The following is a 25,613-nucleotide window of genomic DNA, read 5'->3' as shown; positions in this document are numbered from 1 at the left end:
CTTGTCACTCCTTTCTCTCACCTAACGGGTTTACTTAGCAGTTTTACCTTCTTTACGACGAACAACTTCGCCTTCGTAACGAATACCTTTACCTTTATATGGCTCAGGAGCACGTACAGCACGGATGTTAGCAGCAAATTCGCCAACACGTTGCTTGTCGATACCTTTGATTACGATTTTAGTTGGTGCAGGTACTTCAACTTCAAGACCTGCTTCCGGAGTCATTTCTACTGGATGAGAATAACCTACGCTTAAAACAAGTTTATCTCCTTGTTTTTGAGCACGGTAACCAACACCGACTAATTCAAGTCCGCGTGCGAAACCTGCAGTTACACCTTCAACCATGTTTCCGATTAAAGCACGAGTTGTACCGTGTAATGCACGGTGTTCCTTCTGTTCAGATGGACGCTCAACTGTTAGTGTATTTTCTTCAATTTTGATAGACATATCAGCATTGAATTTACGAGTTAATTCACCTTTAGGGCCTTTTACTGTTACAGTATTGTCTTCTGCAATTGTAATAGTAACACCTGCAGGGATTTCAAGAATCTTTTTACCAATACGAGACATGTGGTCACACCTCCGTTCGTTTTAAATATAAATTACCAAACGTATGCTACTACTTCTCCACCAGTTTGTAATTGACGAGCGTCTTTGTCTGTCATTACTCCCTTAGATGTAGAAACAAGAGCGATACCTAATCCGTTAAGTACACGTGGTACTTCATCAGCTTTAGCGTAAACGCGTAAGCCAGGTTTACTGATACGTTTTAATCCAGTGATTACACGTTCATTGTTTGCACCATATTTCAGGAAAATACGAAGGATACCTTGTTTGTTATCCTCGATGTATTCTACATCACGAATGAAACCTTCACGTTTTAAAAGTTCAGCGATCTCTTTTTTGATTTTAGAAGCAGGAACCTCTAATTTCTCATGACGTACCATGTTCGCATTACGGATGCGAGTAAGCATGTCTGCAATTGGATCTGTCATCACCATGTGTTTTACCTCCTTCCCATTTGTGGGTTTTACCAACTAGCTTTTTTAACACCAGGAATTTGACCTTTATATGCAAGTTCACGGAAACAAATACGGCAAAGCTTAAATTTGCGGTATACAGAATGCGGACGACCGCAGCGTTCGCAACGTGTATACTCTTGTACTTTAAACTTAGGAGTACGCTTTTGTTTCGCTATCATAGATTTTTTAGCCACGTTTTCGCCTCCTCTACTTAGCGTTGGCTTCCATTATTTTTGGAATGGCATACCGAATTGTGTTAAAAGTTCACGAGCTTCTTCATCAGTTTTCGCTGTAGTAACGATTACGATGTCCATACCGCGGACTTTGCTTACTTTATCATAATCAATCTCAGGGAAGATAAGTTGCTCTTTAACACCTAATGTGTAGTTCCCACGACCATCAAATGATTTCTTAGAAACACCACGGAAATCACGTACACGTGGTAAAGAAACTGATACTAATTTGTCGAAGAACTCATACATTTGTTGCCCGCGTAAAGTTACTTTCGCACCGATTGGCATACCTTCACGAAGACGGAAACCAGCGATTGATTTTTTAGCACGAGTTACAACAGGTTTTTGACCTGCGATTTGTGTTAATTCTTCTACTGCATTGTCTAAAGCTTTTGAGTTAGATACCGCGTCACCAACACCAGTGTTGATTACGATCTTTTCGATTTTCGGTACTTCCATCACAGATTTATAGTTAAACTTGCTCACTAGAGCAGGAGTAATTTCCTTTTGGAACTTCTCTTTAAGGCGATTCAATGAAGTGACCTCCTTTCTTAAGAAAATTATTTATCTAATAATTCACCAGATTTTTTTGCAATACGAACTTTTTTACCATCTTCTACTTTGAAGCCTACGCGAGTAGGTTCACCTGTTTTCGGATCTAAAATCATAACGTTAGAAACGTGAATAGGTGCTTCTTTAGTAATAATTCCACCTTGTGGATTTAATTGAGATGGCTTAGAGTGTTTTTTAACGATGTTAACACCCTCAACGATAACACGGTTTTGCTTTGGGAAAGCCACAAGGATAACGCCTTGTTTTCCTTTGTCTTTTCCAGTGATTACCTGTACTTTATCACCTTTTTTTACATGCATCTTAATTCTGCACCTCCTTAGCAAGGCAATACCTTAAATTATAGAACTTCTGGAGCTAAAGAAACGATCTTCATGAAGTTGCTATCACGTAATTCACGAGCTACTGGTCCGAAGATACGAGTACCACGTGGGCTCTTATCGTCTTTAATGATAACCGCTGCGTTTTCATCAAATTTGATATAAGAACCGTCCGGACGACGAGCTCCGCTCTTCGTACGTACTACTACTGCTTTAACAACGTCACCTTTTTTAACAACGCCACCTGGTGTTGCTTGTTTTACCGTAGCAACGATAATATCACCAATGTTAGCATATTTACGACCAGAGCCGCCTAATACTTTAATTGTTAAAAGTTCACGTGCACCAGAGTTGTCAGCAACTTTCAAACGAGATTCTTGTTGGATCATGTTATGAAACCTCCCTTCGGACTAAAAATTCCGATTCGTCTATTTAGATAATAACCGCTTCTTCAACGATTTCAACTAAACGGAAACGCTTAGTAGCAGAAAGCGGGCGAGTTTCCATGATTTTAACGATATCGCCAAGTTTCGCTTGGTTTTGCTCATCATGGGCTTTGTACTTTTTAGAATACTTAACACGTTTTCCGTACAAGGAATGAGTTTTGTAAGTTTCAACTAAAACTGTAATCGTTTTGTCCATTTTATCAGACACAACACGACCAGTATAAACTTTGCGTTGGTTACGTTCGCTCACTATGCAAACCTCCCCTCAATTTATCGATTAATTCCGATCTCTCTTTCACGAACTACAGTTTTCATACGAGCAATCGCTTTACGCACTTCACGGATGCGAGTTGGATTCTCTAATTGTCCTGTAGCAAGTTGGAAGCGAAGATTGAATAATTCTTCCTTTAAAGCTTTAACTTTTGTTTCGATTTCGGCAGTGGTTAATTCACGAATATCATTAGTTTTCATTAGATTCACCACCATTTTCTTCACGTTTTACGAATTTACATTTCACAGGTAACTTGTGAGCTGCAAGACGTAATGCTTCGCGTGCTACCTCTTCAGATACACCCGCGATTTCAAACATAATTTTCCCAGGTTTTACTACTGCTACCCAGCCTTCTGGTGCCCCTTTACCGGAACCCATACGTACTTCTAGAGGTTTTGCAGTGTAAGGTTTAGAAGGGAAAATTTTAATCCATACTTTACCGCCACGTTTCATGTAACGAGTCATTGCACGACGAGCAGCTTCGATTTGACGGTTTGTAATCCATGAAGCAGCTTGTGCTTGTAAACCGAATTCACCGAAAGCAATTTCAGTTCCACCTTTTGCACGACCACGCATTTTACCACGATGCTCTCTACGATATTTTACGCGTTTTGGCATTAACATATTATTTTCCTCCTTCCTCAGAAGCTTTCTTTTTTGTAGGAAGGACTTCTCCACGGTAGATCCATACTTTTACGCCTAATTTACCGTATGTTGTATCAGCTTCAACTGCTGCATAGTCAATATCAGCGCGAAGTGTATGAAGTGGAACAGTTCCTTCACTGTAAGATTCTGCACGAGCGATATCAGCTCCGCCAAGACGACCAGAAACCTGTGTTTTAATACCTTTAGCACCTGCACGCATAGCACGTTGAATAACTTGCTTTTGTGCACGACGGAATGATACACGGTTTTCTAATTGACGAGCGATGTTTTCGCCTACTAATTTAGCGTTAAGATCAGCTCTCTTAACTTCTAAAATATTGATGTGTACACGCTTGCCTGTTAATTGGTTAAGAGCTTTACGAAGTGCTTCAACTTCTGTACCACCTTTACCAATTACCATACCAGGTTTTGCAGTGTGAATTGTAACATTTACACGATTTGCTGCACGTTCGATTTCTACTTTAGCAACAGCAGAATCTTTTAAGCGTACAGTAATGTACTCACGGATTTTGATGTCTTCATGTAATAATGTAGCGTAATCTTTCTCAGCGAACCAACGAGATTCCCAGTCACGGATAACACCGACACGAAGACCAATTGGATTAACCTTCTGACCCATCGATTATCCCTCCTTCTTTTCTGATACCACAACTGTGATGTGGCTTGTGCGTTTGTTAATTTGGCTTGCACGACCCATTGCACGTGGACGGAAACGTTTCAACGTTGGACCTTCGTCAACGAAAACTTTTTCAACAACTAAGTTGTTAATATCCATCTCATAATTGTGCTCTGCATTTGCGATTGCAGATTTTAAAACTTTTTCTACAACTGGAGAAGCAGTTTTTGGTGTGTGGTTAAGGATAGCAATCGCTTCACCCACTTGCTTACCTCGGATTAAGTCTACTACTAAACGAACTTTACGAGGAGCAATACGAACTGTTCTCGCTACTGCTTTAGCTTGCATTGAAGTGCCTCCTCTCATTATCTTCTAGTTTTCTTATCGTCAGCAAGGTGACCTTTATACGTACGAGTTGGTGCGAATTCACCTAACTTATGGCCAACCATATCCTCAGTGATGTACACAGGTACGTGTTTACGACCATCATATACAGCGATTGTGTGTCCGATGAACTGAGGGAAGATAGTTGAACGGCGAGACCAAGTTTTAACAACTTGTTTTTGCTCAGATGCAACTAATTTTTCCATTTTGCTCATTAAGTGATCATCGACAAATGGTCCTTTTTTTAAGCTACGAGCCATTTTGGTGCCTCCCTTCGTGATTGGCGTACGGTTCTTGAAGCGAACCGTACTACAATCCCATTATTTTTTACGACGACGAACGATAAATTTATCAGACGCTTTGTTTTTCTTACGAGTCTTGAATCCAAGAGTTGGTTTACCCCATGGAGACATTGGAGACTTACGTCCGATTGGAGAGCGTCCTTCACCACCACCGTGTGGGTGATCAACCGGGTTCATTACAGAACCACGAACTGTTGGGCGCTTACCTAACCAGCGAGAGCGACCTGCTTTACCGATTTTGATAAGTTCGTGTTGTTCGTTACCAACTTGACCGATTGAAGCGCGACAAGCAGATAATACAAGACGTACTTCACCAGAAGTTAAACGTACAAGTACGTATTTTCCTTCTTTACCAAGTACTTGAGCAGATGTACCAGCAGAACGAACTAATTGTCCGCCACGACCAGGCTTAAGCTCGATGTTATGAACAACAGTACCTACTGGAATGTTGATTAATGGTAATGCGTTACCGATTTTAATGTCAGCTTCAGGGCCAGACATAACTTCCATACCTACTTCTAAAGTTTTAGGAGCAAGAATGTAACGTTTTTCACCGTCAACGTAGTTAATTAATGCGATATTCGCAGAGCGGTTTGGATCGTATTCGATCGTAGCAACGCGTCCTGGAATTCCATCTTTGTTACGCTTAAAGTCGATGATACGGTATTGACGCTTATGTCCGCCACCTTGATGACGTACAGTAATTTTACCTTGGTTATTACGACCAGCCTTTTTGCTTAAAGGAGCAAGTAAAGACTTTTCCGGTCTGTCAGTCGTGATTTCAGCGAAATCATTCGTAGTCATGTTACGACGACCGTTAGTAGTTGGATTATACTTTTTAATTCCCATCTCAATTTCCCTCCTTCTTTAGTAAGAATTAAACGCCTTGGAAGATTTCGATTTCTTTGCTGTCAGCAGTTAGCTTAACGATTGCTTTACGACGACGGCTAGTAAAACCAGCGTGACGACCAACACGTTTTGCTTTCGGCTTGTAGTTCATGATGTTTACTTTGTCTACATTAACACCAAAGATCGCTTCGATAGCGTCTTTAACCTCTGTTTTATTAGATTTAACGTCCACGTCGAACGTGTATTTTTTTTCAGCCATCATTTCCATAGAACGTTCAGTGATAACTGGGCGCTTAATGATATCACGAGGATCTCTCATTATGCAAGCACCTCCTCTACTTTTTCCACTGCCGCTTTTGTCATGATTAGCTTATCATGATGAAGCACATCTAGCACATTTACGCCATCAGCAGTGATTACTGTTACTCCAGGGATATTGCGAGCAGATAACTCTACAGATTCGTTTGCATCAGCAGTTACGATAAGAGCTTTCTTCTCAACAGTTAATCCTTTAAGTACTGCTACCATGTCTTTTGTTTTTGGTGCATTTAACACTAGGTCTTCAAGAACTACAATGTTGTTCTCAACTACTTTAGTAGCTAATGCAGATTTGATCGCTAAACGACGAACTTTCTTAGGAAGTTTGTACGCATAGCTTCTTGGTGTAGGTCCGAATACCGTACCACCACCACGCCATTGAGGAGAGCGGATAGAACCTTGACGAGCACGTCCAGTTCCTTTTTGACGCCATGGTTTACGACCACCACCGCGAACTTCAGAGCGAGTTTTTACTTTGTGTGTACCTTGACGTAAAGATGCACGTTGCATCATTACAGCTTCGAAAAGTACAGCTTCATTTGGTTCGATACCGAAAATAGCTTCAGCTAATTCGATTTCACCAACCTGTGAACCAGTTTGGTTATATACAGTAACTTTTGGCATTGGAATTCCTCCTTCCTATTGTGAATTATTTGCTAACCTTCACAGCGCCTTGAACAACTACAAGAGATTTCTTAGCACCTGGAACGTTACCTTTTACTAGTAATAAGTTGCGCTCAGTGTCAACTTGAACGATTTCTAAGTTTTGGATAGTAACTTGGTCTCCACCCATACGTCCAGCAAGTTTTTTGCCTTTGAATACACGGTTCGGAGCAACTGGCCCCATTGAACCTGGACGACGGTGATAGCGAGAACCATGAGACATAGGTCCGCGAGATTGTCCGTGGCGTTTGATAACACCTTGGAAACCTTTACCTTTAGAAATTCCTGTTACGTCAACGATTTCACCTGCAGCGAAAACTTCAACTTTTACCTCTTGACCAACCTCTAATCCGTCCACGTCTGCATCGCGGATTTCGCGAATGAAGCGCTTAGGAGTTGTAGATGCTTTAGCAGTGTGGCCTTGTTCAGGTTTGTTAGTTAACTTTTCACGTTTATCTTCAAATCCTAACTGGATTGCGTTGTAGCCATCAGTTTCAGTTGTTTTCTTTTGAAGAACAACGTTTGGATTAGCAGCGATTACCGTTACTGGGATTAACTCACCGTTCTCAGCAAATACTTGAGTCATACCGATCTTTCTTCCTAAGATTCCTTTGGTCATGAGTTACACCTCCTACATTTTTAAGTTATATAATTTATAGTTTGATTTCGATATCTACACCAGACGGTAAGTCTAAACGCATTAATGAATCTACTGTTTGTGGAGTAGGACTCACGATATCGATTAAACGTTTGTGTGTGCGCATTTCGAATTGCTCACGAGAATCTTTGTACTTATGAACAGCACGAAGAATTGTGTAAATAGTCTTCTCAGTTGGTAATGGGATCGGACCAGAAACTGTTGCCCCAGAACGCTTAGCTGTTTCTACAATTTTCTCAGCTGATTGATCAAGAATACGGTGATCATAAGCTTTTAAACGGATACGAATTTTTTCTTTTGCCATTATTTTCCCTCCTTCGTTCGCCTATTTCTAAAATAGACCTTCTCCATGGAAATTTCCCCACACCATGCCATGGCAAAGCGGCCGGGTGTGTCAGCAACCTTCCACTTCATCGCAGTCAAAGACCAACATTGTCTATTATACAATGTTATTCGTCTAGATGCAAGCATCTTTTTGTTTGCATCTGCTTTTCTCTACTTTTGCTATTATACATGGCACATTAAAGAATTTCAAGTTTTCATCTGTTCTTATTCTACTTACAGTTTTTGGATGTTATATTTGTTTTTATATACTATAGAAGAAACTCATTCAAAAACAAAAAATGCGTCTCTTTCTTCTATATTAATAAGCAATAAAAAAACTCAAGGGAGAATCCCTTGAGTTTTTAATAATCTATTTAAAGATTACTCAGCAACGATTGTAGCAACTACACCGTAACCTACTGTACGTCCACCTTCACGAATAGAGAATTTAGTTCCCTCTTCGATAGCGATTGGAGCGATAAGTTCGATAGTCATTTCGATGTTGTCACCAGGCATTACCATTTCAGTACCTTCTGGTAATTGGATGATACCAGTTACGTCAGTTGTACGGAAGTAGAACTGAGGACGGTAGTTAGCGAAGAATGGAGTATGACGTCCACCTTCTTCTTTAGATAATACGAAAACTTCAGCTTTGAATTTAGCGTGAGCTTTTACAGAGCCAGTTTTAGCAAGAACTTGTCCACGTTGGATGTCTTCACGAGCAACCCCACGAAGAAGAGCACCGATGTTGTCTCCAGCTTGAGCTTGGTCAAGAAGCTTACGGAACATTTCTACACCAGTTACAGTTGTAGAAGCATTCTCTTCAGCAAGACCGATGATTTCTACTACGTCACCAACTTTAACGATTCCGCGCTCTACACGACCAGTTGCAACTGTACCACGACCTGTGATAGAGAATACATCCTCGATAGGCATTAAGAATGGTTTGTCAGTTTCACGTTCTGGAGTTGGGATGTAAGCATCAACTTCAGTCATTAATTCAATGATTTTTGCTTCCCAATCAGCTTCTCCTTGAAGAGCTTTAAGAGCAGAACCTTTGATTACAGGAATGTCGTCGCCTGGGAATCCGTATTCAGATAATAGGTCGCGAACTTCCATTTCTACTAATTCTAATAATTCTTCGTCGTCTACCATGTCGCATTTGTTTAAGAATACAACGATGTAAGGAACACCTACTTGACGAGAAAGAAGGATGTGCTCACGTGTTTGAGGCATTGGGCCATCAGCAGCAGATACTACTAAGATACCGCCGTCCATTTGAGCAGCACCAGTGATCATGTTTTTAACATAGTCAGCGTGACCTGGGCAGTCAACGTGTGCATAGTGACGAGTTTCAGTTTCGTACTCAACGTGTGCAGTTGAGATTGTGATTCCGCGCTCTCTTTCTTCTGGAGCAGCGTCGATTTGATCGTATCCGCGTGCTTCAGCACCACCAGCTTTTGCAAGAACTGTAGTGATCGCAGCAGTTAATGTAGTTTTACCATGGTCAACGTGGCCGATTGTACCGATGTTAACATGGGGTTTAGAACGTTCGAATTTAGCTTTAGCCATTCTAAATTCCTCCTTAGTTTATATAGGTTATTTTATATTTAGACTAGAAAGTGAAACTTGCGTCCCACTTTCTAAGCTTACATAAGTAGTTATACTTGAACAATCGATAAAAATCAATTATTCACCTTTATTTTTTTTAATAATTTCTTCAGAAACAGACTTCGGTACTTCTTCATAATGATCAAATGTCATTGAGAATGTTCCGCGTCCTTGAGTGTTAGAACGTAATGCCGTTGCATAACCAAACATTTCAGAAAGTGGAACCATAGCGCGAACAACTTGTGCGTTACCGCGAGCTTCCATACCTTCTACACGTCCACGACGAGATGTTACGTCGCCCATAATGTCACCCATGTACTCTTCAGGAATTACAACTTCAACTTTCATCATTGGCTCAAGAATTACTGGGCTACATTTAGAAACCGCAGCTTTAAGTGCCATAGATGCAGCGATTTTGAACGCCATCTCAGATGAATCGACATCATGGTAAGATCCGTCAACTAACGCAGCTTTGATGTCAACTAGTGGATAACCAGCTAGTACACCATTTTTAAGTGAGTCTTCAAGACCCGCTCCAACAGCTGGGATGTATTCACGTGGAACTACACCGCCGACGATTTTGTTTTGGAATTCAAAACCTTTACCTTCTTCATTAGGTTCAAACTCAATCCAAACGTGACCGAATTGTCCACGACCACCAGATTGACGAGCGAACTTACCTTCAACTTTCGCAGCAGCGCGGAAAGTCTCACGGTATGCTACCTGAGGAGCACCAACGTTTGCTTCCACTTTGAATTCACGGCGCATACGGTCAACGATGATATCAAGGTGAAGTTCACCCATACCAGCGATGATTGTTTGGCCAGTTTCTTGGTCAGTGTGAGCACGGAATGTTGGATCTTCTTCAGAAAGCTTAGATAATGCTGTACCCATTTTATCTTGGTCAGCTTTAGATTTTGGTTCGATAGCTACAGAGATAACTGGCTCTGGGAATTCCATAGACTCAAGGATAACAAGACTCTTCTCATCACAAAGAGTATCACCAGTAGTAGTATCTTTTAAACCTACAGCAGCAGCGATATCACCAGCGTAAACTGTTGAAATCTCTTCACGGCTGTTAGCGTGCATTTGTAGGATACGACCTACACGCTCACGCTTACCTTTAGTTGAGTTTTTCACGTATGATCCAGAGTTTAACACACCAGAGTACACACGGAAGAACGTTAACTTACCAACATAAGGGTCAGTCATGATTTTGAATGCTAAAGCTGCGAATGGTTCTTCATCGCTAGACTTACGTTCGATTTCTTCCTCTGTATCCGGAAGAGTACCTTTGATAGCTGGTACATCTAATGGAGACGGTAGGTAATCGATAACTGCGTCTAACAGAATTTGAACACCTTTATTTTTGAATGCAGAACCACAGATTACTGGGAAGAATTCTACAGAAGTTGTAGCCTTACGGATACCAGCTTTAAGCTCTTCTATAGTGATTTCTTCACCTTCTAGGTACTTCATCATCATTTCTTCATCAAGCTCAGCTACCGCTTCAATAAGTTTTCCACGGTATTCTGCAGCTAATTCTTTGTGCTCTTCAGGAATTTCGACACGCTCGATGTCTGTTCCTAAATCGTTACCGTACATGTAAGCACACTCTTCAACAAGGTCAATGATACCATTGAACTCGTCTTCAGCACCGATTGGTAACTGAATTGGATGTGCGTTTGCTTGTAAACGATCGTGGATTGTTCCTACAGAGTATAAGAAATCTGCACCGATCTTATCCATTTTGTTAACGAATACGATACGAGGTACACCGTAAGTAGTAGCCTGACGCCAAACAGTTTCTGTTTGTGGTTCTACACCAGATTGTGCATCAAGTACTGCTACCGCACCATCAAGTACGCGTAAAGAACGTTCTACTTCTACTGTGAAGTCTACGTGTCCTGGAGTGTCAATGATGTTTACACGGTGACCTTTCCATTGAGCTGTAGTTGCAGCAGAAGTAATTGTGATACCACGCTCTTGCTCTTGCTCCATCCAGTCCATCTGAGATGCACCTTCATGAGTTTCACCGATTTTATGAATACGTCCTGTGTAATACAGAATACGCTCAGTTGCTGTTGTTTTACCAGCATCGATGTGAGCCATGATACCAATATTACGAGTGTTTTCTAAAGAGAACTCTCTAGTCATTTGGTGTCTTGCTCCTTCCATATATGGATTGGATTATTTTATTTTAAGTAGCAAAAAAGCCACTTTATATTGTTACATATGCCAGTGTCTTGTACCCTCATTATGTAAAACGAGCGCCCAACGAAAGGGAGAGGCATTCTCCCTCTCCACACTTCCATAAGCGACAAATAAAGCGGTTTATGCTTACATTTATTTTACGTTGAATCCTACCAACGGTAATGAGCAAATGCTTTGTTAGCTTCTGCCATTTTATGAGTGTCTTCACGTTTCTTAACAGATGCACCAGCATTGTTAGCTGCATCTAAGATTTCGTAAGCTAGACGCTCTTCCATAGTTTTTTCACCACGAAGACGAGCATAGTTTACTAACCAGCGAAGACCTAAAGTTGTACGGCGTTCTGGACGAACCTCAACTGGAACTTGGTAGTTAGCACCACCAACACGACGAGCGCGTACTTCAAGAACAGGCATGATGTTCTTAAGAGCTTGCTCGAATACTTCCATTGGTTCTTTATCTGAACGTTCACGAACGATATCGAAAGCGTTATAAAGAATTGTTTGAGATTTACCTTTTTTACCGTCAACCATCATTTTGTTGATTAGGCGTGTTACTAGTTTCGAATTGTACATTGGATCTGGTAACACGTCACGTTTCGCAACAGGTCCTTTACGAGGCATATTGAGTTCCTCCTTTCATTATAAGTTTATTATTTTTTTGCAGGTTTTGGTCGCTTAGTACCATATTTAGAACGTCCTTGCATACGTTTGTCAACACCAGCTGTATCAAGCGCTCCACGAACGATGTGGTAACGTACCCCTGGTAAATCCTTTACTCGACCACCGCGAATTAATACTACGCTATGCTCTTGTAGGTTATGACCGATACCTGGGATGTAAGCTGTAACTTCAATACCGTTTGTTAAACGTACACGAGCGTATTTACGTAACGCTGAGTTAGGTTTCTTTGGAGTCATTGTACCAACACGAGTACATACACCACGTTTTTGAGGTGCAGAGATATCAGTTGATTTTTTCTTTAAAGAGTTAAAACCTTTGTTTAACGCAGGTGATTTAGATTTCCATACTTTATCAGTACGACCATTTCTCACTAATTGGTTAATAGTAGGCATTTGATTATCCTCCCTTCGCATGTTTGTATGACCACATATCCAGGTGGTTCATTATTAGTTGAAAACAAAGTTTTTGCAAGGAAGAGCAAATGCTCTCTCCTCACAAAAACAGTTTTAACTTATTATTCCTATTGCTGAAGCTCCCACTTGAATCCCCGAAACTTTTCCAAGCTTACGAACTGATTCAACTTTGGTTATGGGTATGTTATGTTGCAAGGCGTTACGAATGATAACATGGGTTAACCGCACATCAGCATCTTCCGCAATAACAACTTCTTTAACTATACCATTTTTGATTGCTTCCAATGTTCGTTTATGACCAACGACTACATTTTCAGCATTTGACACTTTTTGATAAGACATATAAATATCCTCCAAAGCATCGTTCAGGAGCAACCTTGATTATAGTAACATTTTGACTCATACAATGTCAACTAGGATTAGATGTTTTTATACAAAATTTACGACGGAAAATTTTACTGTTCCACATAAATCTCATCGTTTTCTACATTCATGTCATCTTGTGTTGTTTTTACAAGATCCACTTTGCGATAACGATTCATACCTGTTCCAGCAGGAACAAGTTTACCGATAATAACGTTCTCTTTCAATCCTAGAAGCTCATCACGTTTACCTTTAATTGCTGCATCAGTTAAGACACGAGTTGTTTCTTGGAATGATGCTGCAGATAAGAATGAATCAGTTTCAAGTGAAGCTTTTGTAATACCAAGTAAAACAGGTCTAGCTGTCGCTGGCTGTTTACCTTTTAGTAACACTTTCGCATTCGCATCAGTAAACTGATGGATATCTAGTAATGTTCCTGGTAATACATCTGTTTCACCCGCATCACTTACACGAACTTTACGTAGCATTTGACGTACCATTACTTCTACGTGTTTGTCACCAATTTCTACCCCTTGCATACGGTATACTTTTTGAACTTCACGTAATAGGTATTCTTGAACTGCCGTAATGTCCGTTACTTTTAGTAACTCTTTCGGATCAATAGAACCTTCTGTTAACTCTTTACCGTGGCTAATTGGCTGTCCTAGAATTACTTTCAGACGAGCACCATAAGGAATAGCATACGTACGAGCTTCAACCTCACCCTGTACAACTACTTCTTGACGATCTTTAACATCGTTGATCGCTGCGATAACACCGTCGATTTCACTGATAACTGCCTGACCTTTCGGATTACGAGCCTCAAAGATCTCTTGGATACGAGGTAAACCTTGTGTGATATCATCTCCGGCAACCCCACCTGTATGGAACGTACGCATCGTTAACTGTGTACCTGGCTCACCGATAGATTGAGCTGCGATAATACCTACCGCTTCTCCTACTTCTACGTCTGTACCAGTTGCTAAGTTACGACCGTAACACTTCTTACATACACCATGGCGAGTATTACACGTAAACGCTGAACGAATGTTTACAGTTTCAACACCCGAATTTTCAACAATATGAGCGATATCTTCAGTAATCAATTGATTTTCAGCAACTAATACTTCACCTGTTTCAGGATGTTTTACAGTTTTTCTTGCAAAACGTCCAACAAGACGATCATATAATGACTCAATTACTTCATTACCCTCTTTAATCGCACCGATTAGTAAACCGCGATCTGTTCCACAATCATCTTCACGAACAATTACATCTTGTGCAACGTCTACAAGACGACGTGTTAAGTAACCAGAATCGGCAGTCTTAAGTGCTGTATCGGCAAGACCTTTACGAGCACCATGCGTAGAGATGAAGTACTCAAGTACTGTTAAACCTTCACGGAAACTTGATTTGATCGGAAGTTCAATGATACGACCAGATGGATTGGCCATCAGACCACGCATACCAGCAAGCTGAGTGAAGTTAGATGCGTTACCACGGGCACCGGAATCACTCATCATGAAGATTGGGTTGCGTTTATTCAAGGACTTCATCAGTTTTCCTTGGATAACATCTTTTGCATTACTCCAAATAGAGATAACGCGATCGTAACGTTCTTCTTCCGTGATTAAACCGCGACGGAATTGTTTAATTACATTATCTACTTTTGCTTGTGCTTCGTGGAGAATTTCATCTTTTTCACCTAATACAAGAATGTCAGATACCCCAACTGTAATACCAGCTTTTGTAGAGTATTTAAATCCTAAGTTCTTCATACGGTCAAGCATGCGAGACGTCTCTGTAATTTTGAAACGCTTGAATACTTCCGCAATGATGTTACCAAGGATCTTCTTGCTAAATGGCGCCACTTCTTCGCGACTAGCAATAATTTCTTTAATGTTCGCACCTTTTTCAACGAAATATTCCGCTGGTGTTTCTTTTTCAAGGTTTGAATTTGTTGGTTCATTAATATAAGGGAACGACTCTGGTAAGATTTCGTTAAATATTAATTTACCAACTGTTGTTAATAGAAGCATACTCTTTTGCTCTTCAGTAAACGTTACATTATTTACTGAACTTGCAGCAACTGCAACACGTGTGTGCAGATGTACATATCCATTTTGGTATGCAAGTATTGCTTCGTTTGCATCTTTGAAGACCATACCTTCACCGATTGCACCTTCACGCTCAAGTGTTAAGTAGTAGTTACCTAATACCATATCCTGAGATGGAGTAACAACTGGTTTTCCGTCTTTTGGATTCAAGATGTTTTGTGCCGCTAACATAAGAATACGAGCTTCTGCTTGTGCTTCTGATGATAACGGAACGTGAACCGCCATTTGGTCACCATCAAAGTCCGCATTGTATGCAGTACATACAAGTGGATGAAGACGGATTGCACGACCTTCTACTAATGTAGGTTCAAACGCCTGGATACCAAGACGGTGAAGTGTTGGTGCGCGGTTTAGAAGTACTGGATGTTCTTTGATCACAGATTCTAAAACGTCCCAAACTTCAGGTTGTACACGCTCGATTTTACGTTTCGCACTCTTAATGTTGTGTGCTAATCCTTTTTCCACTAACTCTTTCATAACGAAAGGTTTGAACAGTTCAAGCGCCATTTCTTTCGGTAATCCACATTGGTACATCTTTAAGTTCGGTCCTACAACGATTACAGAACGACCAGAGTAGTCAACACGTTTACCTAATAAGTTTTGACGGAAACGTCCTTGTTTACCTTTAAGCATGTGAGATAGTGATTTTAATGGACGGTTACCTGGTCCAGTAACTGGACGGCCACGACGACCATTATCGATTAATGCGTCTACAGCTTCTTGTAACATACGTTTTTCGTTTTGAACGATGATGCTTGGTGCACCTAAGTCCAATAGACGTTTTAAACGGTTGTTACGGTTAATTACACGACGGTATAAGTCGTTTAAATCAGAAGTAGCAAAACGTCCACCATCCAACTGTACCATTGGGCGTAGTTCTGGTGGGATAACTGGAAGAACATCTAGGATCATCCAAGATGGGTGATTTCCAGAGTTACGGAATGCTTCTAATACTTCTAGACGTTTAATAGCACGAGTACGTCGTTGTCCTTGTGCTGTTTTTAATTCTTCTTTTAAGAAGTCTACTTCTTTATCTAAATCGATGTCTTGTAACAGCTTTTTAATTGCTTCTGCACCCATAGCAGCTTGGAATGTGCTGCCATATCGATCACGATATGCACGGTATTCTTTTTCAGAAAGTAATTGCTTCTTATCAAGTGGTGTATCTCCACTTTCTGTTACAACATAAGAAGCGAAATAAATTACTTCTTCAAGCGCGCGAGGGGACATGTCTAAGACAAGTCCCATGCGGCTCGGGATACCTTTGAAATACCAAATATGAGATACAGGAGCAGCTAATTCGATATGACCCATACGTTCACGACGAACTTTTGCACGCGTTACTTCAACGCCACATCGATCACAAACTACACCTTTATAACGTACACGTTTATATTTTCCGCAATGACATTCCCAGTCCTTTTGTGGTCCGAAAATACGCTCACAGAACAAGCCATCTTTTTCAGGCTTTAACGTACGATAGTTAATCGTTTCTGGTTTCTTAACTTCACCGTATGACCAAGAACGAATCTTGTCAGGTGAAGCAAGTCCAATCTTCATATATTCAAAGTTATTTACATCTATCAAGGGGCCTACCTCCCTTTTAGTCTACAGGTTATCCCAATTATTCCTTAGTTGACTCAACTTCGACATTCAATTTATCTGCTGATTGATGATCATCGTCATCTTCCGTATCACGCATTTCAATTTCTGTGTCGTCGCTAGACATCATTTTAACGTCCATACCTAAACTTTGCAGTTCTTTAATCAATACTTTGAATGATTCTGGAACGCCTGGTTCTGGAACATTTTCGCCTTTAACAATTGCTTCATACGTCTTAACACGTCCAATAACATCATCAGACTTCACTGTTAAGATTTCTTGAAGAGTATAAGCAGCACCGTAAGCCTCAAGTGCCCAAACCTCCATCTCACCGAAACGCTGTCCACCGAACTGAGCTTTACCTCCAAGAGGTTGCTGCGTTACAAGTGAGTACGGTCCAGTAGAACGAGCATGAAGTTTATCGTCAACCATGTGCGCAAGTTTGATCATATACATGACACCAACAGATACACGGTTATCGAACGGTTCACCAGTACGTCCGTCATACAGGATTGTTTTCGCGTCATTTGCCATACCAGCTTCTTCAATTGTGCCCCATACATCTTCCTCACGAGCACCATCGAATACTGGTGTTGCAATGTGAATACCAAGATATCTTGCTGCCATACCAAGATGAAGCTCTAATACCTGACCGATATTCATACGAGATGGTACCCCTAATGGGTTTAACATGATATCGATTGGCGTACCGTCTGGTAAGTAAGGCATATCTTCTTCTGGTAAAATACGAGAGATAACACCTTTGTTACCGTGACGTCCGGCCATCTTGTCACCTTCAGAAATTTTACGTTTTTGAACGATATATGCACGTACAAGTTGATTCACGCCTGGTGGCAATTCATCGCCATCTTCACGGTTGAATACTTTTACGTCTAAGATAATACCGCCACCACCGTGTGGTACACGTAGTGATGTATCACGTACTTCACGTGCTTTTTCACCGAAGATTGCATGTAATAGACGTTCTTCTGCCGTTAATTCTGTTACACCTTTTGGTGTTACTTTACCAACAAGTAGGTCTCCATCTTTTACTTCAGCACCGACGCGAATAATACCGCGCTCGTCAAGGTTACGAAGTGCATCTTCTCCAACATTCGGGATATCACGTGTAATTTCTTCTGGTCCAAGCTTCGTATCACGAGCTTCTGACTCATATTCTTCAATATGAATAGAAGTGTACACATCATCTTTTACAAGGCGCTCACTCATGATGATCGCATCCTCGTAGTTATAACCGTCCCATGTCATGAAGCCAACAAGCACGTTACGTCCAAGTGCTAGTTCGCCTAGTTCCATAGAAGGACCATCCGCAAGGATTTCACCTTTTACAACTTCATTTCCAACACTTACGATTGGACGTTGGTTGTAACAAGTTCCTTGGTTAGAACGAATGAATTTTTGCATTTTGTAGCGATCTAAGTCGCCTTTTACTATTTGACCGTCAACTTCTACATAGCGACGTACCCAAATTTCACGTGCTTCTACGCGCTCAACAACACCAGGGTGTTTACAGATTACTGCAGCACCTGAGTCTTTTGCTGATACGTACTCCATACCTGTACCTACAATCGGTGATTCCGGATTCATTAACGGAACCGCCTGACGTTGCATGTTCGCTCCCATAAGTGCGCGGTTAGAGTCATCGTTTTCTAAGAACGGAATACAAGCTGTCGCTGCCGACACTACTTGTTTTGGAGATACATCCATGTAGTCGATGCGCTCTTTATTTGTGACAATGTTTTCACCACGGAAACGAGCTACGATATCTTCATCAAGGAATTCCCCTTCTTCAGATAATTTCATATTCGCTTGGGCTACAACATAATTATCTTCTTCATCTGCCGTTAAATAATCAACATGCCCTGTTACAAGACCAGTTTCTGGGTCAACACGACGGTATGGTGTTTCGATGAAACCAAACTCATTTACTTTCGCGAACGAAGATAATGAGTTAATCAAACCGATGTTTGGTCCCTCTGGTGTTTCAATTGGACACATACGACCATAGTGAGAGTAGTGAACGTCACGTACTTCAAAGCCTGCGCGCTCACGCGTTAAACCACCGGGTCCTAATGCAGATAGTCTTCGTTTGTGAGTTAACTCTGCTAATGGGTTTGTTTGGTCCATGAACTGAGATAACTGAGAACTTCCGAAGAACTCTTTAATAGATGCAATAACAGGACGAATATTGATTAATGCCTGTGGTGTAATTGCATTTGTATCTTGAATCGACATTCTCTCACGAACAACACGTTCCATACGAGAAAGACCGATACGGAATTGGTTTTGTAATAGTTCTCCTACTGAACGCAGACGACGGTTTCCTAAGTGGTCAATATCATCTGTATCCCCTACTTTGTATAGTAAGTTGAAGAAGTAACTAATAGAAGCCAGAATATCACCTGGTGTGATGTGTTTTACATCGCGAGTAATATTTGCATTCCCAATTACGTTGATAGAACGTTCGCCTTCTGATTCTGGAGCATAAATCTTAATAGATTGCAGCTCAACATCGCCTTCTACCACTCCACCCATTGGTTTCGCTGTTTTGAATCCAATGTTCTTCTCTAAGTAAGGTAAAATGCGATCCAGTGTACGACGATCTAAGATTGTTCCTTCTGCCGCTAAAATTTCACCAGTTTCTGGATCCACTAATGTTTCAGCTAAACGTTGGTTAAACAATCTGTTTTTAATGTGTAACTTTTTGTTGATCTTATAGCGACCTACATTTGCTAAATCATAGCGCTTCGGATCAAAGAAACGAGACACAAGTAAGCTCTTTGCATTTTCTACTGTTGGTGGTTCACCAGGACGTAGACGCTCATAAATTTCAAGCAATGCTTTTTCTGTGCTATCTGTGTTGTCTTTTTCTAACGTATTGCTTAAGTATTCGTTATCACCTAAAAGCTCGGTGATTTCTTGATCAGAGCCAAACCCTAATGCGCGTAACAAAACAGTTACAGGAAGTTTACGCGTACGGTCAATACGCACATATACAACATCCTTAGCATCTGTTTCATACTCTAACCAAGCTCCGCGGTTTGGAATTACAGTAGCAGTAAAACCACGTTTTCCGTTTTTATCCACTTTGCCACTATAGTATACGCTTGGAGAGCGAACTAACTGGGAAACGATAACACGTTCTGCACCGTTAATTACGAATGTTCCAGTCTCTGTCATGAGTGGGAAATCTCCCATGAACACATCTTGTTCTTTTACTTCACCAGTTTCCTTGTTGATTAGACGCACTTTTACACGAAGTGGTGCTGCATACGTCACATCACGCTCTTTGCATTCGTCTACAGAGTATTTAGGTTCACCTAAGCTGTAGTCGATAAATTCAAGCGATAGATTTCCCGTAAAGTCTTCGATCGGAGAAATGTCTTGGAACATTTCTCGCAAACCCTCATCAAGAAACCACTGATAAGAAGAGGTTTGAATTTCGATAAGATTTGGTAACTCTAATACTTCACTAATACGGGCATAACTTCTTCGTTGGCGGTGGCGTCCGTATTGAACTAGTTGACCTGTCAACTGCTTCACCCCTCAAATCATGAGTATTATAAATGCACAAAAAAATTTGTGCAAAATCACAAATAAATACAACTACTGCTATTAGCGTAGTTTTTTTCTCTTAAAGATAGATACGTTGAGTCTTTCTACCTGCTCAAAAAAGAAAAATGGCTTCTTTAAGAAAACCATCATTCTGTTTCATAATCTGCTGATTTTACTATCTTTTCCAAGAGAAACAAAAATATACATCTTTCTCAACGCAGAAAATCATATATTGGCATTGTATAATGTTAACATAGCCAAAAATAACCGTCAACGCTTTTTTGATTTTATGATATAATATCCTTTTTTCTTTTCTACAACTTCAACTTCAGAAAATACTTCTTCTAGTTTCTTCAGCGCAGATGGTGCACCTTGTTTCTTTTGAATAACAATCCACAATTCTCCACCTGAAACCAAATACTCCACAGCCTTTTCTAAAATCTCGTGCACGACATCTTTACCAGCACGAATTGGAGGGTTAGATAGAATAGCAGCATACTTGCCATCTACATTTTCATAGACGCTACTTTGAAAAATACGTATATTCTCGATTCTGTTATTAGCGGCGTTTTCTTTCGCAAGCCCAAGTGCCCTTTCATTCACATCCACCATGTGAACTTCACGACCTTGAAACTCTTTCGCTAATGACAAACCAATAGGGCCGTATCCGCAACCTACGTCTAATATATCACCTTTAATATCCGGCATTTGAAACGCTTCAATTAAAAGACGAGAACCAAAGTCCACTTCGTTTTTCGAGAACACCCCATGGTCAGATAAAAAAGTAAATCGAGATTCACGAAGGGTAAATTCCCATCGTTTACGATCACTTTTACTAGAAGGGTCGTTAGAAAAATAATGGTCTGCCATATGGCCACCTCTTTTCTTTACAGTTAAAAAAAAAGCTCGCATGAGAGCGAGCTTTTTTTAAAGCATCAAAAGTTAATTACTTAACTTCTACAGCAGCGCCAACTTCTTCAAGTTTAGCTTTCATTTCTTCAGCTTCCTCTTTAGAAACGCCTTCTTTGATTGCTTTTGGAGTGTTGTCAACTAATTCTTTAGCTTCTTTTAAGCCAAGACCAGTGATTTCACGTACAGCTTTGATAACTTTGATTTTTTGAGCGCCAGCACTTGCAAGTACTACGTCAAATTCAGTTTTCTCAGCAGCAGCTTCACCAGCGCCACCAGCTACAGCTACAGGAGCAGCAGCAGTTACGCCGAATTCTTCCTCGATAGCTTTTACTAAGTCGTTAAGTTCTAATACAGTCATAGATTTAACTGCTTCAATGATTTGTTCTTTAGTCATTGTAAATATCCTCCCTTAGATAGGTTTGTATTGTTTTATAGATAACAAGTAATTATCTTTTAAAAAATTAAGCGCCTTGCTCTTCCTTTTGCTCTGCAACTGCTTTAGTAGCAAGTGCAAGGTTACGGATTGGAGCTTGAAGAACGCTAAGAAGCATAGAAAGTAAGCCTTCACGTGATGGAAGAGTAGCGATAGCTTTAACCTCATCAAGTGTTACAAGTTTACCTTCGATTACGCCCGCTTTAATTTCTAAAGCTTCATGTTTTGTAGCGAAGTCGTTTAATACTTTCGCAGGAGCAACTACATCCTCGTTACTGAACGCGATTGCGTTTGGTCCTGTTAAGAATTCGTTTAACTCAGCCATTTCAGCAGATTCTGCAGCACGACGAGTTAAAGAGTTTTTGTAAACTTTGAACTCAACGCCAGCCTCACGTAAGTTTTTACGTAATTCTGTTACTTCAGAAACTGTTAAACCACGGTAGTCAACAACGATTGTAGATTTACTCTCACGAAGTTTTTCAGCGATTTCAGTTACAACTTGTTGTTTAGTTTCGATTACTTTGCTCATGTTATTACACCTCCTGTAGATTATATAGAAGATGTACCGAAAGTGCACTAAAAACCTCCATGCCCAACTTGTAGACATGGAGGCATATAGTCACAGAAAAAAGATTCCGCTTCGTATATTAACACCTAGGTAGGAAATTAAGTCGAATGACACCTACTGTCTACGGTACACTATTTAAATTCACAACATAAATAATTATATTAAAACTTCTTTATGAAGTCAACTTCCAATTTTTACGCAAGTGTAGAAACGTCTACGCGTACGCCAGGTCCCATTGTAGAAGCAACAGTTGCATTCTTCATGTAAGTACCTTTTGCAGCAGCTGGCTTAGCTTTTTGTAGCGTGTCAGCAATTGTTTTGAAGTTTTCTACTAGTTTAGCATCTTCGAAAGATACTTTACCGATTGGAACGTGGATGTTACCAGCTTTATCAACGCGGTATTCAACTTTACCAGCTTTGATTTCGTTAACAGCTTTAGTTACATCGAAAGTAACTGTTCCAGTTTTAGGGTTTGGCATTAAACCTTTAGGTCCTAATACGCGACCAAGTTTACCAACTTCACCCATCATGTCAGGAGTTGCTACTACTACATCGAAATCGAACCAACCTTGTTGGATTTTACCGATGTAATCAGCATCGCCTACGAATTCAGCGCCAGCAGCTTCAGCTTCTTTTGCTTTTTCGCCTTTAGCGAATACTAATACACGTTGTACTTTACCAGTACCGTGTGGAAGAACAACTGCGCCACGAATTTGTTGGTCAGCTTTCTTAGGGTCAACACCTAAACGGAATGCAGCTTCTACAGTTGCATCAAATTTAGCTGTGTTTGTTTTCTTTACTAATTCTACTGCTTCTGTTGCAGAGTAAGCAGCTGCACGATCAACAAGCTTCGCAGCTTCTACGTACTTTTTACCTCTTTTAGCCATTTTTATTTCCTCCTCGAATGTGGTTTTAGCGGAATAACCTCCCACGTTTACGCCTTTTTTTCAGGGATAACCTGAGGATGCGCGCCATCCTTTTATTTAAAAAACGATAATCATTTACGATAATAAAGGTTGCGAATTGGAATTCCAGACCCGCAACCTTTTTTTAAAAACAAATCGAATTAGTCTTCGATAACGATGCCCATACTGCGTGCAGTACCTTCAACCATACGCATTGCAGCTTCTACGCTAGCAGCGTTTAGGTCAGGCATTTTAGTTTCAGCGATTTCGCGTACTTTATCACGCTTAACAGTTGCCACTTTATTACGGTTTGGTTCACCAGAACCAGACTCAATACCAGCTACTTTCTTAAGAAGAACAGCAGCAGGAGGAGTTTTAGTAATGAAAGTGAATGAACGGTCCTCAAATACCGTAATTTCAACAGGGATGATAAGACCAGCTTGATCTGCTGTACGAGCGTTAAACTCTTTACAGAAGCCCATGATGTTAACACCTGCTTGTCCTAATGCTGGACCAACTGGTGGAGCTGGGTTAGCTTTACCTGCAGGAATTTGAAGCTTTACCATTTTAATTACCTTTTTAGCCACGAGACACACCTCCTTAAGTCCGTGATGTGGTCAATTGGACAGTGATTTGCCCTCCCACGTCATGTTTTATCTGTAACGATAAAATCTTTCAAAAAACGTCTCCGATAACGAAGACGTACTGACTTAAAAGATATTATCACTTTTTACAATTCATTTCAAGTTTCATTTTATAATTTTTCAATTTGATGGAAGTCAAGTTCAACTGGAGTCTCGCGACCAAACATGTCTACAAGCACACTAACTTTCTTCTTCTCCACATCAATTTCTTCAATAGCACCTGTATAATCTGCGAATGGACCCTCATTTACACGTACTGTCTCATGAAGTTCAAAGTCGAAATCAACCACTTCGTTGTCCATTCCCATATGTTTCATAATGGTAACAACTTCCTCTTCTAATAGAGGAGATGGTTTAGATCCAGAACCCGAAGAACCAACAAAACCTGTTACACCCGGTGTATTACGAACAACATACCAAGAGTCATCAGTCATGATTAGTTCCACTAACACGTAACCCGGGAACACTTTTCTTTTCATTAATTTTTCTTTACCATTTCTCATTTCTACTTCTACTTCTTCCGGGACAACAACACGGAAAATTTTATCTTGCATACCCATTGATTCTACACGTTTCTCTAGGTTTGCTTTTACTTTATTTTCATATCCAGAATAAGTATGGACAACATACCAACTTTTTTCCATTCATTTAGGACGAGCGTCCTTCCCTCCCTGACGTACATTTTTTTGCGCAAATGAAAAAACCCGTTCACCGGGCTTTTACACAGTTCTTATAAATAACATTATATCATGGATAAGTGCTTCTTATTCAAGAATTAACCAAGAATTAACCGAATTAAAGAAGAAATGCCCATATCAACTACTGCGAAGAAAATCGCAAAGAACACAACTGTAGCGATAACAGTCGCTGTTGAGCGGAGTAATTCATCTTTTTTAGGCCAACTTACTTTTTTCATTTCGCGACCTACATCGCCGAAAAAGTTCGTTAAACGCATCTACGGGACCTCCAGTGTATTATTTCAATTATTTATTTTGTTTCCTTGTGAACTGTATGCTTATTGCATGTTTTACAAAACTTCTTTATCTCAAGTCGCTCTACTGAGCTCGTATCTTTCATCGTAGAGTAGTTTCGATTTTTACACTCTTCACATGAGAGTACAACTTTTTTCCTCATTAGTTACACCAGCCTTGTAACGTTATGTCCCTAAAAATGTATCATACAACAAAAGACAATGTCAATGTCATGACTCTCACTCTCTTTACAAAAAGAAAACAGGTGAATTAATTTACACCTGCGGTACTTTCTATGAATTTAAATTTGTACTCTCTCTCATTTCCATATAGCGTTCCAACTTCCTTTTCACACGCTGCAATGCATTATCAATAGATTTCACATGTCTGTTTAACTGTTCTGAAATTTCTTGATAGGAACGGCCATCTAAGTATAAAGAGAGCACTTTTCTTTCTAAATCGCTTAATAATTCAGATATTTTTGATTCTATGTCGGTATATTCTTCCTGACTTATAATCATTTCTTCAGGATCAGTTACTTTCGCTTCCGAAATAACATCTAACAGTGTTCGATCAGATTCCTCATCGTAAATTGGCTTATCTAAAGACACATACGAATTTAATGGAATATGTTTTTGCCTTGTTGCTGTTTTAATAGCGGTAATAATTTGTCGAGTGATACACAGTTCAGCAAACGCTTTGAATGAAGACAGCTTGTCCTCTTTATAATCACGAATAGCTTTAAACAATCCAATCATACCTTCTTGAACAATATCTTCTCGATCGGCACCCACTAAGAAATAAGATCTTGATTTCGCGCGAACAAAGTTCTTATATTTGTGTATTAAATATTCTAGAGCGTCAGTATTACCTTTTCGAACTAACTCAACGATTGCCTCATCCTCTAAATCACGAAATGTAACGTCGCCTACACTTACGAAGCCTGCTTCCACCTTGATCC

At 40.3% G+C, this 25,613-nt stretch carries 33 protein-coding genes and 1 other annotated feature; all 33 genes read right to left on the bottom strand.

Features of this window, described 5'->3' with window-relative positions:
- Positions 1–30: 30 nt before the first annotated feature.
- The 33 genes from rplF to Q3V31_RS28215 all read right to left on the bottom strand — a co-directional run bounded on the left by rplF (position 31) and on the right by Q3V31_RS28215 (position 25,605).
- The gene (gene rplF, locus Q3V31_RS28375) at positions 31–570 is read right to left on the bottom strand and encodes a 50S ribosomal protein L6 (RefSeq protein WP_000086551.1); all 540 of its coding nucleotides are present in this window, start codon (positions 568–570) and stop codon (positions 31–33) included.
- Between the two features lie 32 nt (positions 571–602).
- On the bottom strand, positions 603–1,001 hold the full coding sequence (gene rpsH / locus Q3V31_RS28370) for a 30S ribosomal protein S8 (RefSeq protein WP_000245511.1): 399 nt from the start codon (positions 999–1,001) through the stop codon (positions 603–605).
- Between the two features lie 29 nt (positions 1,002–1,030).
- Positions 1,031–1,216 (bottom strand): 30S ribosomal protein S14, encoded by a 186-nt coding sequence (gene rpsN, locus Q3V31_RS28365; protein WP_001085700.1) that lies wholly within the window; start codon positions 1,214–1,216, stop codon positions 1,031–1,033.
- A gap of 33 nt (positions 1,217–1,249) precedes the next feature.
- Positions 1,250–1,789 carry a 50S ribosomal protein L5 gene (rplE, locus tag Q3V31_RS28360; protein WP_001080830.1) on the bottom strand — a complete coding sequence of 180 codons (540 nt, stop codon included), beginning with the start codon at positions 1,787–1,789 and terminating at the stop codon, positions 1,250–1,252.
- Between the two features lie 26 nt (positions 1,790–1,815).
- Positions 1,816–2,127: a 50S ribosomal protein L24 gene (rplX, locus tag Q3V31_RS28355; RefSeq protein WP_000558200.1), complete on the bottom strand. Its 312-nt coding sequence runs from the start codon at positions 2,125–2,127 to the stop codon at positions 1,816–1,818.
- A gap of 38 nt (positions 2,128–2,165) precedes the next feature.
- A complete protein-coding gene (gene rplN, locus Q3V31_RS28350) occupies positions 2,166–2,534 on the bottom strand; it encodes a 50S ribosomal protein L14 (RefSeq protein WP_000615912.1) in 369 nt (122 codons plus the stop codon).
- A gap of 43 nt (positions 2,535–2,577) precedes the next feature.
- Positions 2,578–2,841 carry a 30S ribosomal protein S17 gene (gene rpsQ, locus Q3V31_RS28345; protein WP_000004106.1) on the bottom strand — a complete coding sequence of 88 codons (264 nt, stop codon included), beginning with the start codon at positions 2,839–2,841 and terminating at the stop codon, positions 2,578–2,580.
- 20 nt (positions 2,842–2,861) lie between these two features.
- On the bottom strand, positions 2,862–3,062 hold the full coding sequence (gene rpmC, locus Q3V31_RS28340) for a 50S ribosomal protein L29 (protein WP_000855718.1): 201 nt from the start codon (positions 3,060–3,062) through the stop codon (positions 2,862–2,864).
- Positions 3,052–3,486, bottom strand: coding sequence for a 50S ribosomal protein L16 (gene rplP / locus Q3V31_RS28335; protein ID WP_000928969.1), 435 nt, complete (start codon positions 3,484–3,486; stop codon positions 3,052–3,054). Before rplP ends, rpmC begins: the two co-directional genes overlap by 11 nt.
- Before the next feature lies 1 nt (position 3,487).
- Positions 3,488–4,147, bottom strand: coding sequence for a 30S ribosomal protein S3 (gene rpsC, locus Q3V31_RS28330; RefSeq protein WP_000529958.1), 660 nt, complete (start codon positions 4,145–4,147; stop codon positions 3,488–3,490).
- Positions 4,148–4,150: 3 nt separating this feature from the next.
- Complete coding sequence (gene rplV, locus Q3V31_RS28325) at positions 4,151–4,492, bottom strand: 50S ribosomal protein L22 (RefSeq protein ID WP_001148024.1); 342 nt, start codon at positions 4,490–4,492, stop codon at positions 4,151–4,153.
- 17 nt (positions 4,493–4,509) lie between these two features.
- On the bottom strand, positions 4,510–4,788 hold the full coding sequence (gene rpsS / locus Q3V31_RS28320; protein WP_000124454.1) for a 30S ribosomal protein S19: 279 nt from the start codon (positions 4,786–4,788) through the stop codon (positions 4,510–4,512).
- A 60-nt stretch (positions 4,789–4,848) separates the two neighbouring features.
- Positions 4,849–5,679, bottom strand: coding sequence for a 50S ribosomal protein L2 (gene rplB, locus Q3V31_RS28315; protein ID WP_000511584.1), 831 nt, complete (start codon positions 5,677–5,679; stop codon positions 4,849–4,851).
- A gap of 28 nt (positions 5,680–5,707) precedes the next feature.
- On the bottom strand, positions 5,708–5,998 hold the full coding sequence (gene rplW, locus Q3V31_RS28310; RefSeq protein ID WP_001205557.1) for a 50S ribosomal protein L23: 291 nt from the start codon (positions 5,996–5,998) through the stop codon (positions 5,708–5,710).
- A complete protein-coding gene (gene rplD, locus Q3V31_RS28305) occupies positions 5,998–6,621 on the bottom strand; it encodes a 50S ribosomal protein L4 (RefSeq protein ID WP_001127261.1) in 624 nt (207 codons plus the stop codon). Before rplD ends, rplW begins: the two co-directional genes overlap by 1 nt.
- A 25-nt stretch (positions 6,622–6,646) precedes the next feature.
- Entirely contained in the window at positions 6,647–7,279 is a 633-nt protein-coding gene (gene rplC, locus Q3V31_RS28300; protein ID WP_000160209.1) for a 50S ribosomal protein L3, read from the bottom strand.
- 34 nt (positions 7,280–7,313) lie between these two features.
- Positions 7,314–7,622: a 30S ribosomal protein S10 gene (gene rpsJ / locus Q3V31_RS28295; RefSeq protein WP_001040595.1), complete on the bottom strand. Its 309-nt coding sequence runs from the start codon at positions 7,620–7,622 to the stop codon at positions 7,314–7,316.
- A 401-nt stretch (positions 7,623–8,023) separates the two neighbouring features.
- Positions 8,024–9,214, bottom strand: a complete 1,191-nt coding sequence (tuf, locus tag Q3V31_RS28290; protein ID WP_001029616.1) for an elongation factor Tu — start codon at positions 9,212–9,214, stop codon at positions 8,024–8,026.
- 117 nt (positions 9,215–9,331) lie between these two features.
- The gene (gene fusA, locus Q3V31_RS28285; RefSeq protein WP_000196380.1) at positions 9,332–11,410 is read right to left on the bottom strand and encodes an elongation factor G; all 2,079 of its coding nucleotides are present in this window, start codon (positions 11,408–11,410) and stop codon (positions 9,332–9,334) included.
- A gap of 206 nt (positions 11,411–11,616) precedes the next feature.
- Entirely contained in the window at positions 11,617–12,087 is a 471-nt protein-coding gene (rpsG, locus tag Q3V31_RS28280; protein WP_001137492.1) for a 30S ribosomal protein S7, read from the bottom strand.
- A gap of 29 nt (positions 12,088–12,116) precedes the next feature.
- Entirely contained in the window at positions 12,117–12,539 is a 423-nt protein-coding gene (gene rpsL / locus Q3V31_RS28275; protein WP_001142341.1) for a 30S ribosomal protein S12, read from the bottom strand.
- 114 nt (positions 12,540–12,653) lie between these two features.
- Positions 12,654–12,902: a 50S ribosomal protein L7ae-like protein gene (locus Q3V31_RS28270; RefSeq protein ID WP_000121832.1), complete on the bottom strand. Its 249-nt coding sequence runs from the start codon at positions 12,900–12,902 to the stop codon at positions 12,654–12,656.
- A gap of 113 nt (positions 12,903–13,015) precedes the next feature.
- A complete protein-coding gene (rpoC, locus tag Q3V31_RS28265; protein ID WP_000567946.1) occupies positions 13,016–16,627 on the bottom strand; it encodes a DNA-directed RNA polymerase subunit beta' in 3,612 nt (1,203 codons plus the stop codon).
- 37 nt (positions 16,628–16,664) lie between these two features.
- On the bottom strand, positions 16,665–20,198 hold the full coding sequence (rpoB, locus tag Q3V31_RS28260; protein WP_000147546.1) for a DNA-directed RNA polymerase subunit beta: 3,534 nt from the start codon (positions 20,196–20,198) through the stop codon (positions 16,665–16,667).
- 291 nt (positions 20,199–20,489) lie between these two features.
- The gene (locus Q3V31_RS28255) at positions 20,490–21,089 is read right to left on the bottom strand and encodes a class I SAM-dependent methyltransferase (protein ID WP_000763273.1); all 600 of its coding nucleotides are present in this window, start codon (positions 21,087–21,089) and stop codon (positions 20,490–20,492) included.
- Between the two features lie 76 nt (positions 21,090–21,165).
- On the bottom strand, positions 21,166–21,525 hold the full coding sequence (rplL, locus tag Q3V31_RS28250) for a 50S ribosomal protein L7/L12 (protein WP_000159737.1): 360 nt from the start codon (positions 21,523–21,525) through the stop codon (positions 21,166–21,168).
- A gap of 67 nt (positions 21,526–21,592) precedes the next feature.
- Positions 21,593–22,093: a 50S ribosomal protein L10 gene (rplJ, locus tag Q3V31_RS28245; RefSeq protein ID WP_000048724.1), complete on the bottom strand. Its 501-nt coding sequence runs from the start codon at positions 22,091–22,093 to the stop codon at positions 21,593–21,595.
- A gap of 39 nt (positions 22,094–22,132) precedes the next feature.
- Positions 22,133–22,277 (bottom strand) — a sequence feature (ribosomal protein L10 leader region).
- Between the two features lie 49 nt (positions 22,278–22,326).
- On the bottom strand, positions 22,327–23,019 hold the full coding sequence (gene rplA / locus Q3V31_RS28240) for a 50S ribosomal protein L1 (RefSeq protein ID WP_002074134.1): 693 nt from the start codon (positions 23,017–23,019) through the stop codon (positions 22,327–22,329).
- 179 nt (positions 23,020–23,198) lie between these two features.
- A complete protein-coding gene (gene rplK / locus Q3V31_RS28235; protein ID WP_001085872.1) occupies positions 23,199–23,624 on the bottom strand; it encodes a 50S ribosomal protein L11 in 426 nt (141 codons plus the stop codon).
- Between the two features lie 167 nt (positions 23,625–23,791).
- Positions 23,792–24,325: a transcription termination/antitermination protein NusG gene (gene nusG / locus Q3V31_RS28230; RefSeq protein WP_000415796.1), complete on the bottom strand. Its 534-nt coding sequence runs from the start codon at positions 24,323–24,325 to the stop codon at positions 23,792–23,794.
- Between the two features lie 131 nt (positions 24,326–24,456).
- Positions 24,457–24,636 (bottom strand): preprotein translocase subunit SecE, encoded by a 180-nt coding sequence (secE, locus tag Q3V31_RS28225; RefSeq protein ID WP_001241321.1) that lies wholly within the window; start codon positions 24,634–24,636, stop codon positions 24,457–24,459.
- Between the two features lie 32 nt (positions 24,637–24,668).
- Entirely contained in the window at positions 24,669–24,815 is a 147-nt protein-coding gene (gene rpmG, locus Q3V31_RS28220) for a 50S ribosomal protein L33 (protein ID WP_012260172.1), read from the bottom strand.
- 130 nt (positions 24,816–24,945) lie between these two features.
- The gene (locus Q3V31_RS28215; protein ID WP_000387197.1) at positions 24,946–25,605 is read right to left on the bottom strand and encodes an RNA polymerase factor sigma-70; all 660 of its coding nucleotides are present in this window, start codon (positions 25,603–25,605) and stop codon (positions 24,946–24,948) included.
- Positions 25,606–25,613 lie beyond the last annotated feature (8 nt).

Origin of the sequence: Bacillus nitratireducens (genome assembly GCF_036320425.1) — a bacterium.
Lineage (GTDB): Bacteria > Bacillota > Bacilli > Bacillales > Bacillaceae_G > Bacillus_A > Bacillus_A nitratireducens.
This window is presented reverse-complemented; position numbering and strand designations above follow the sequence as displayed.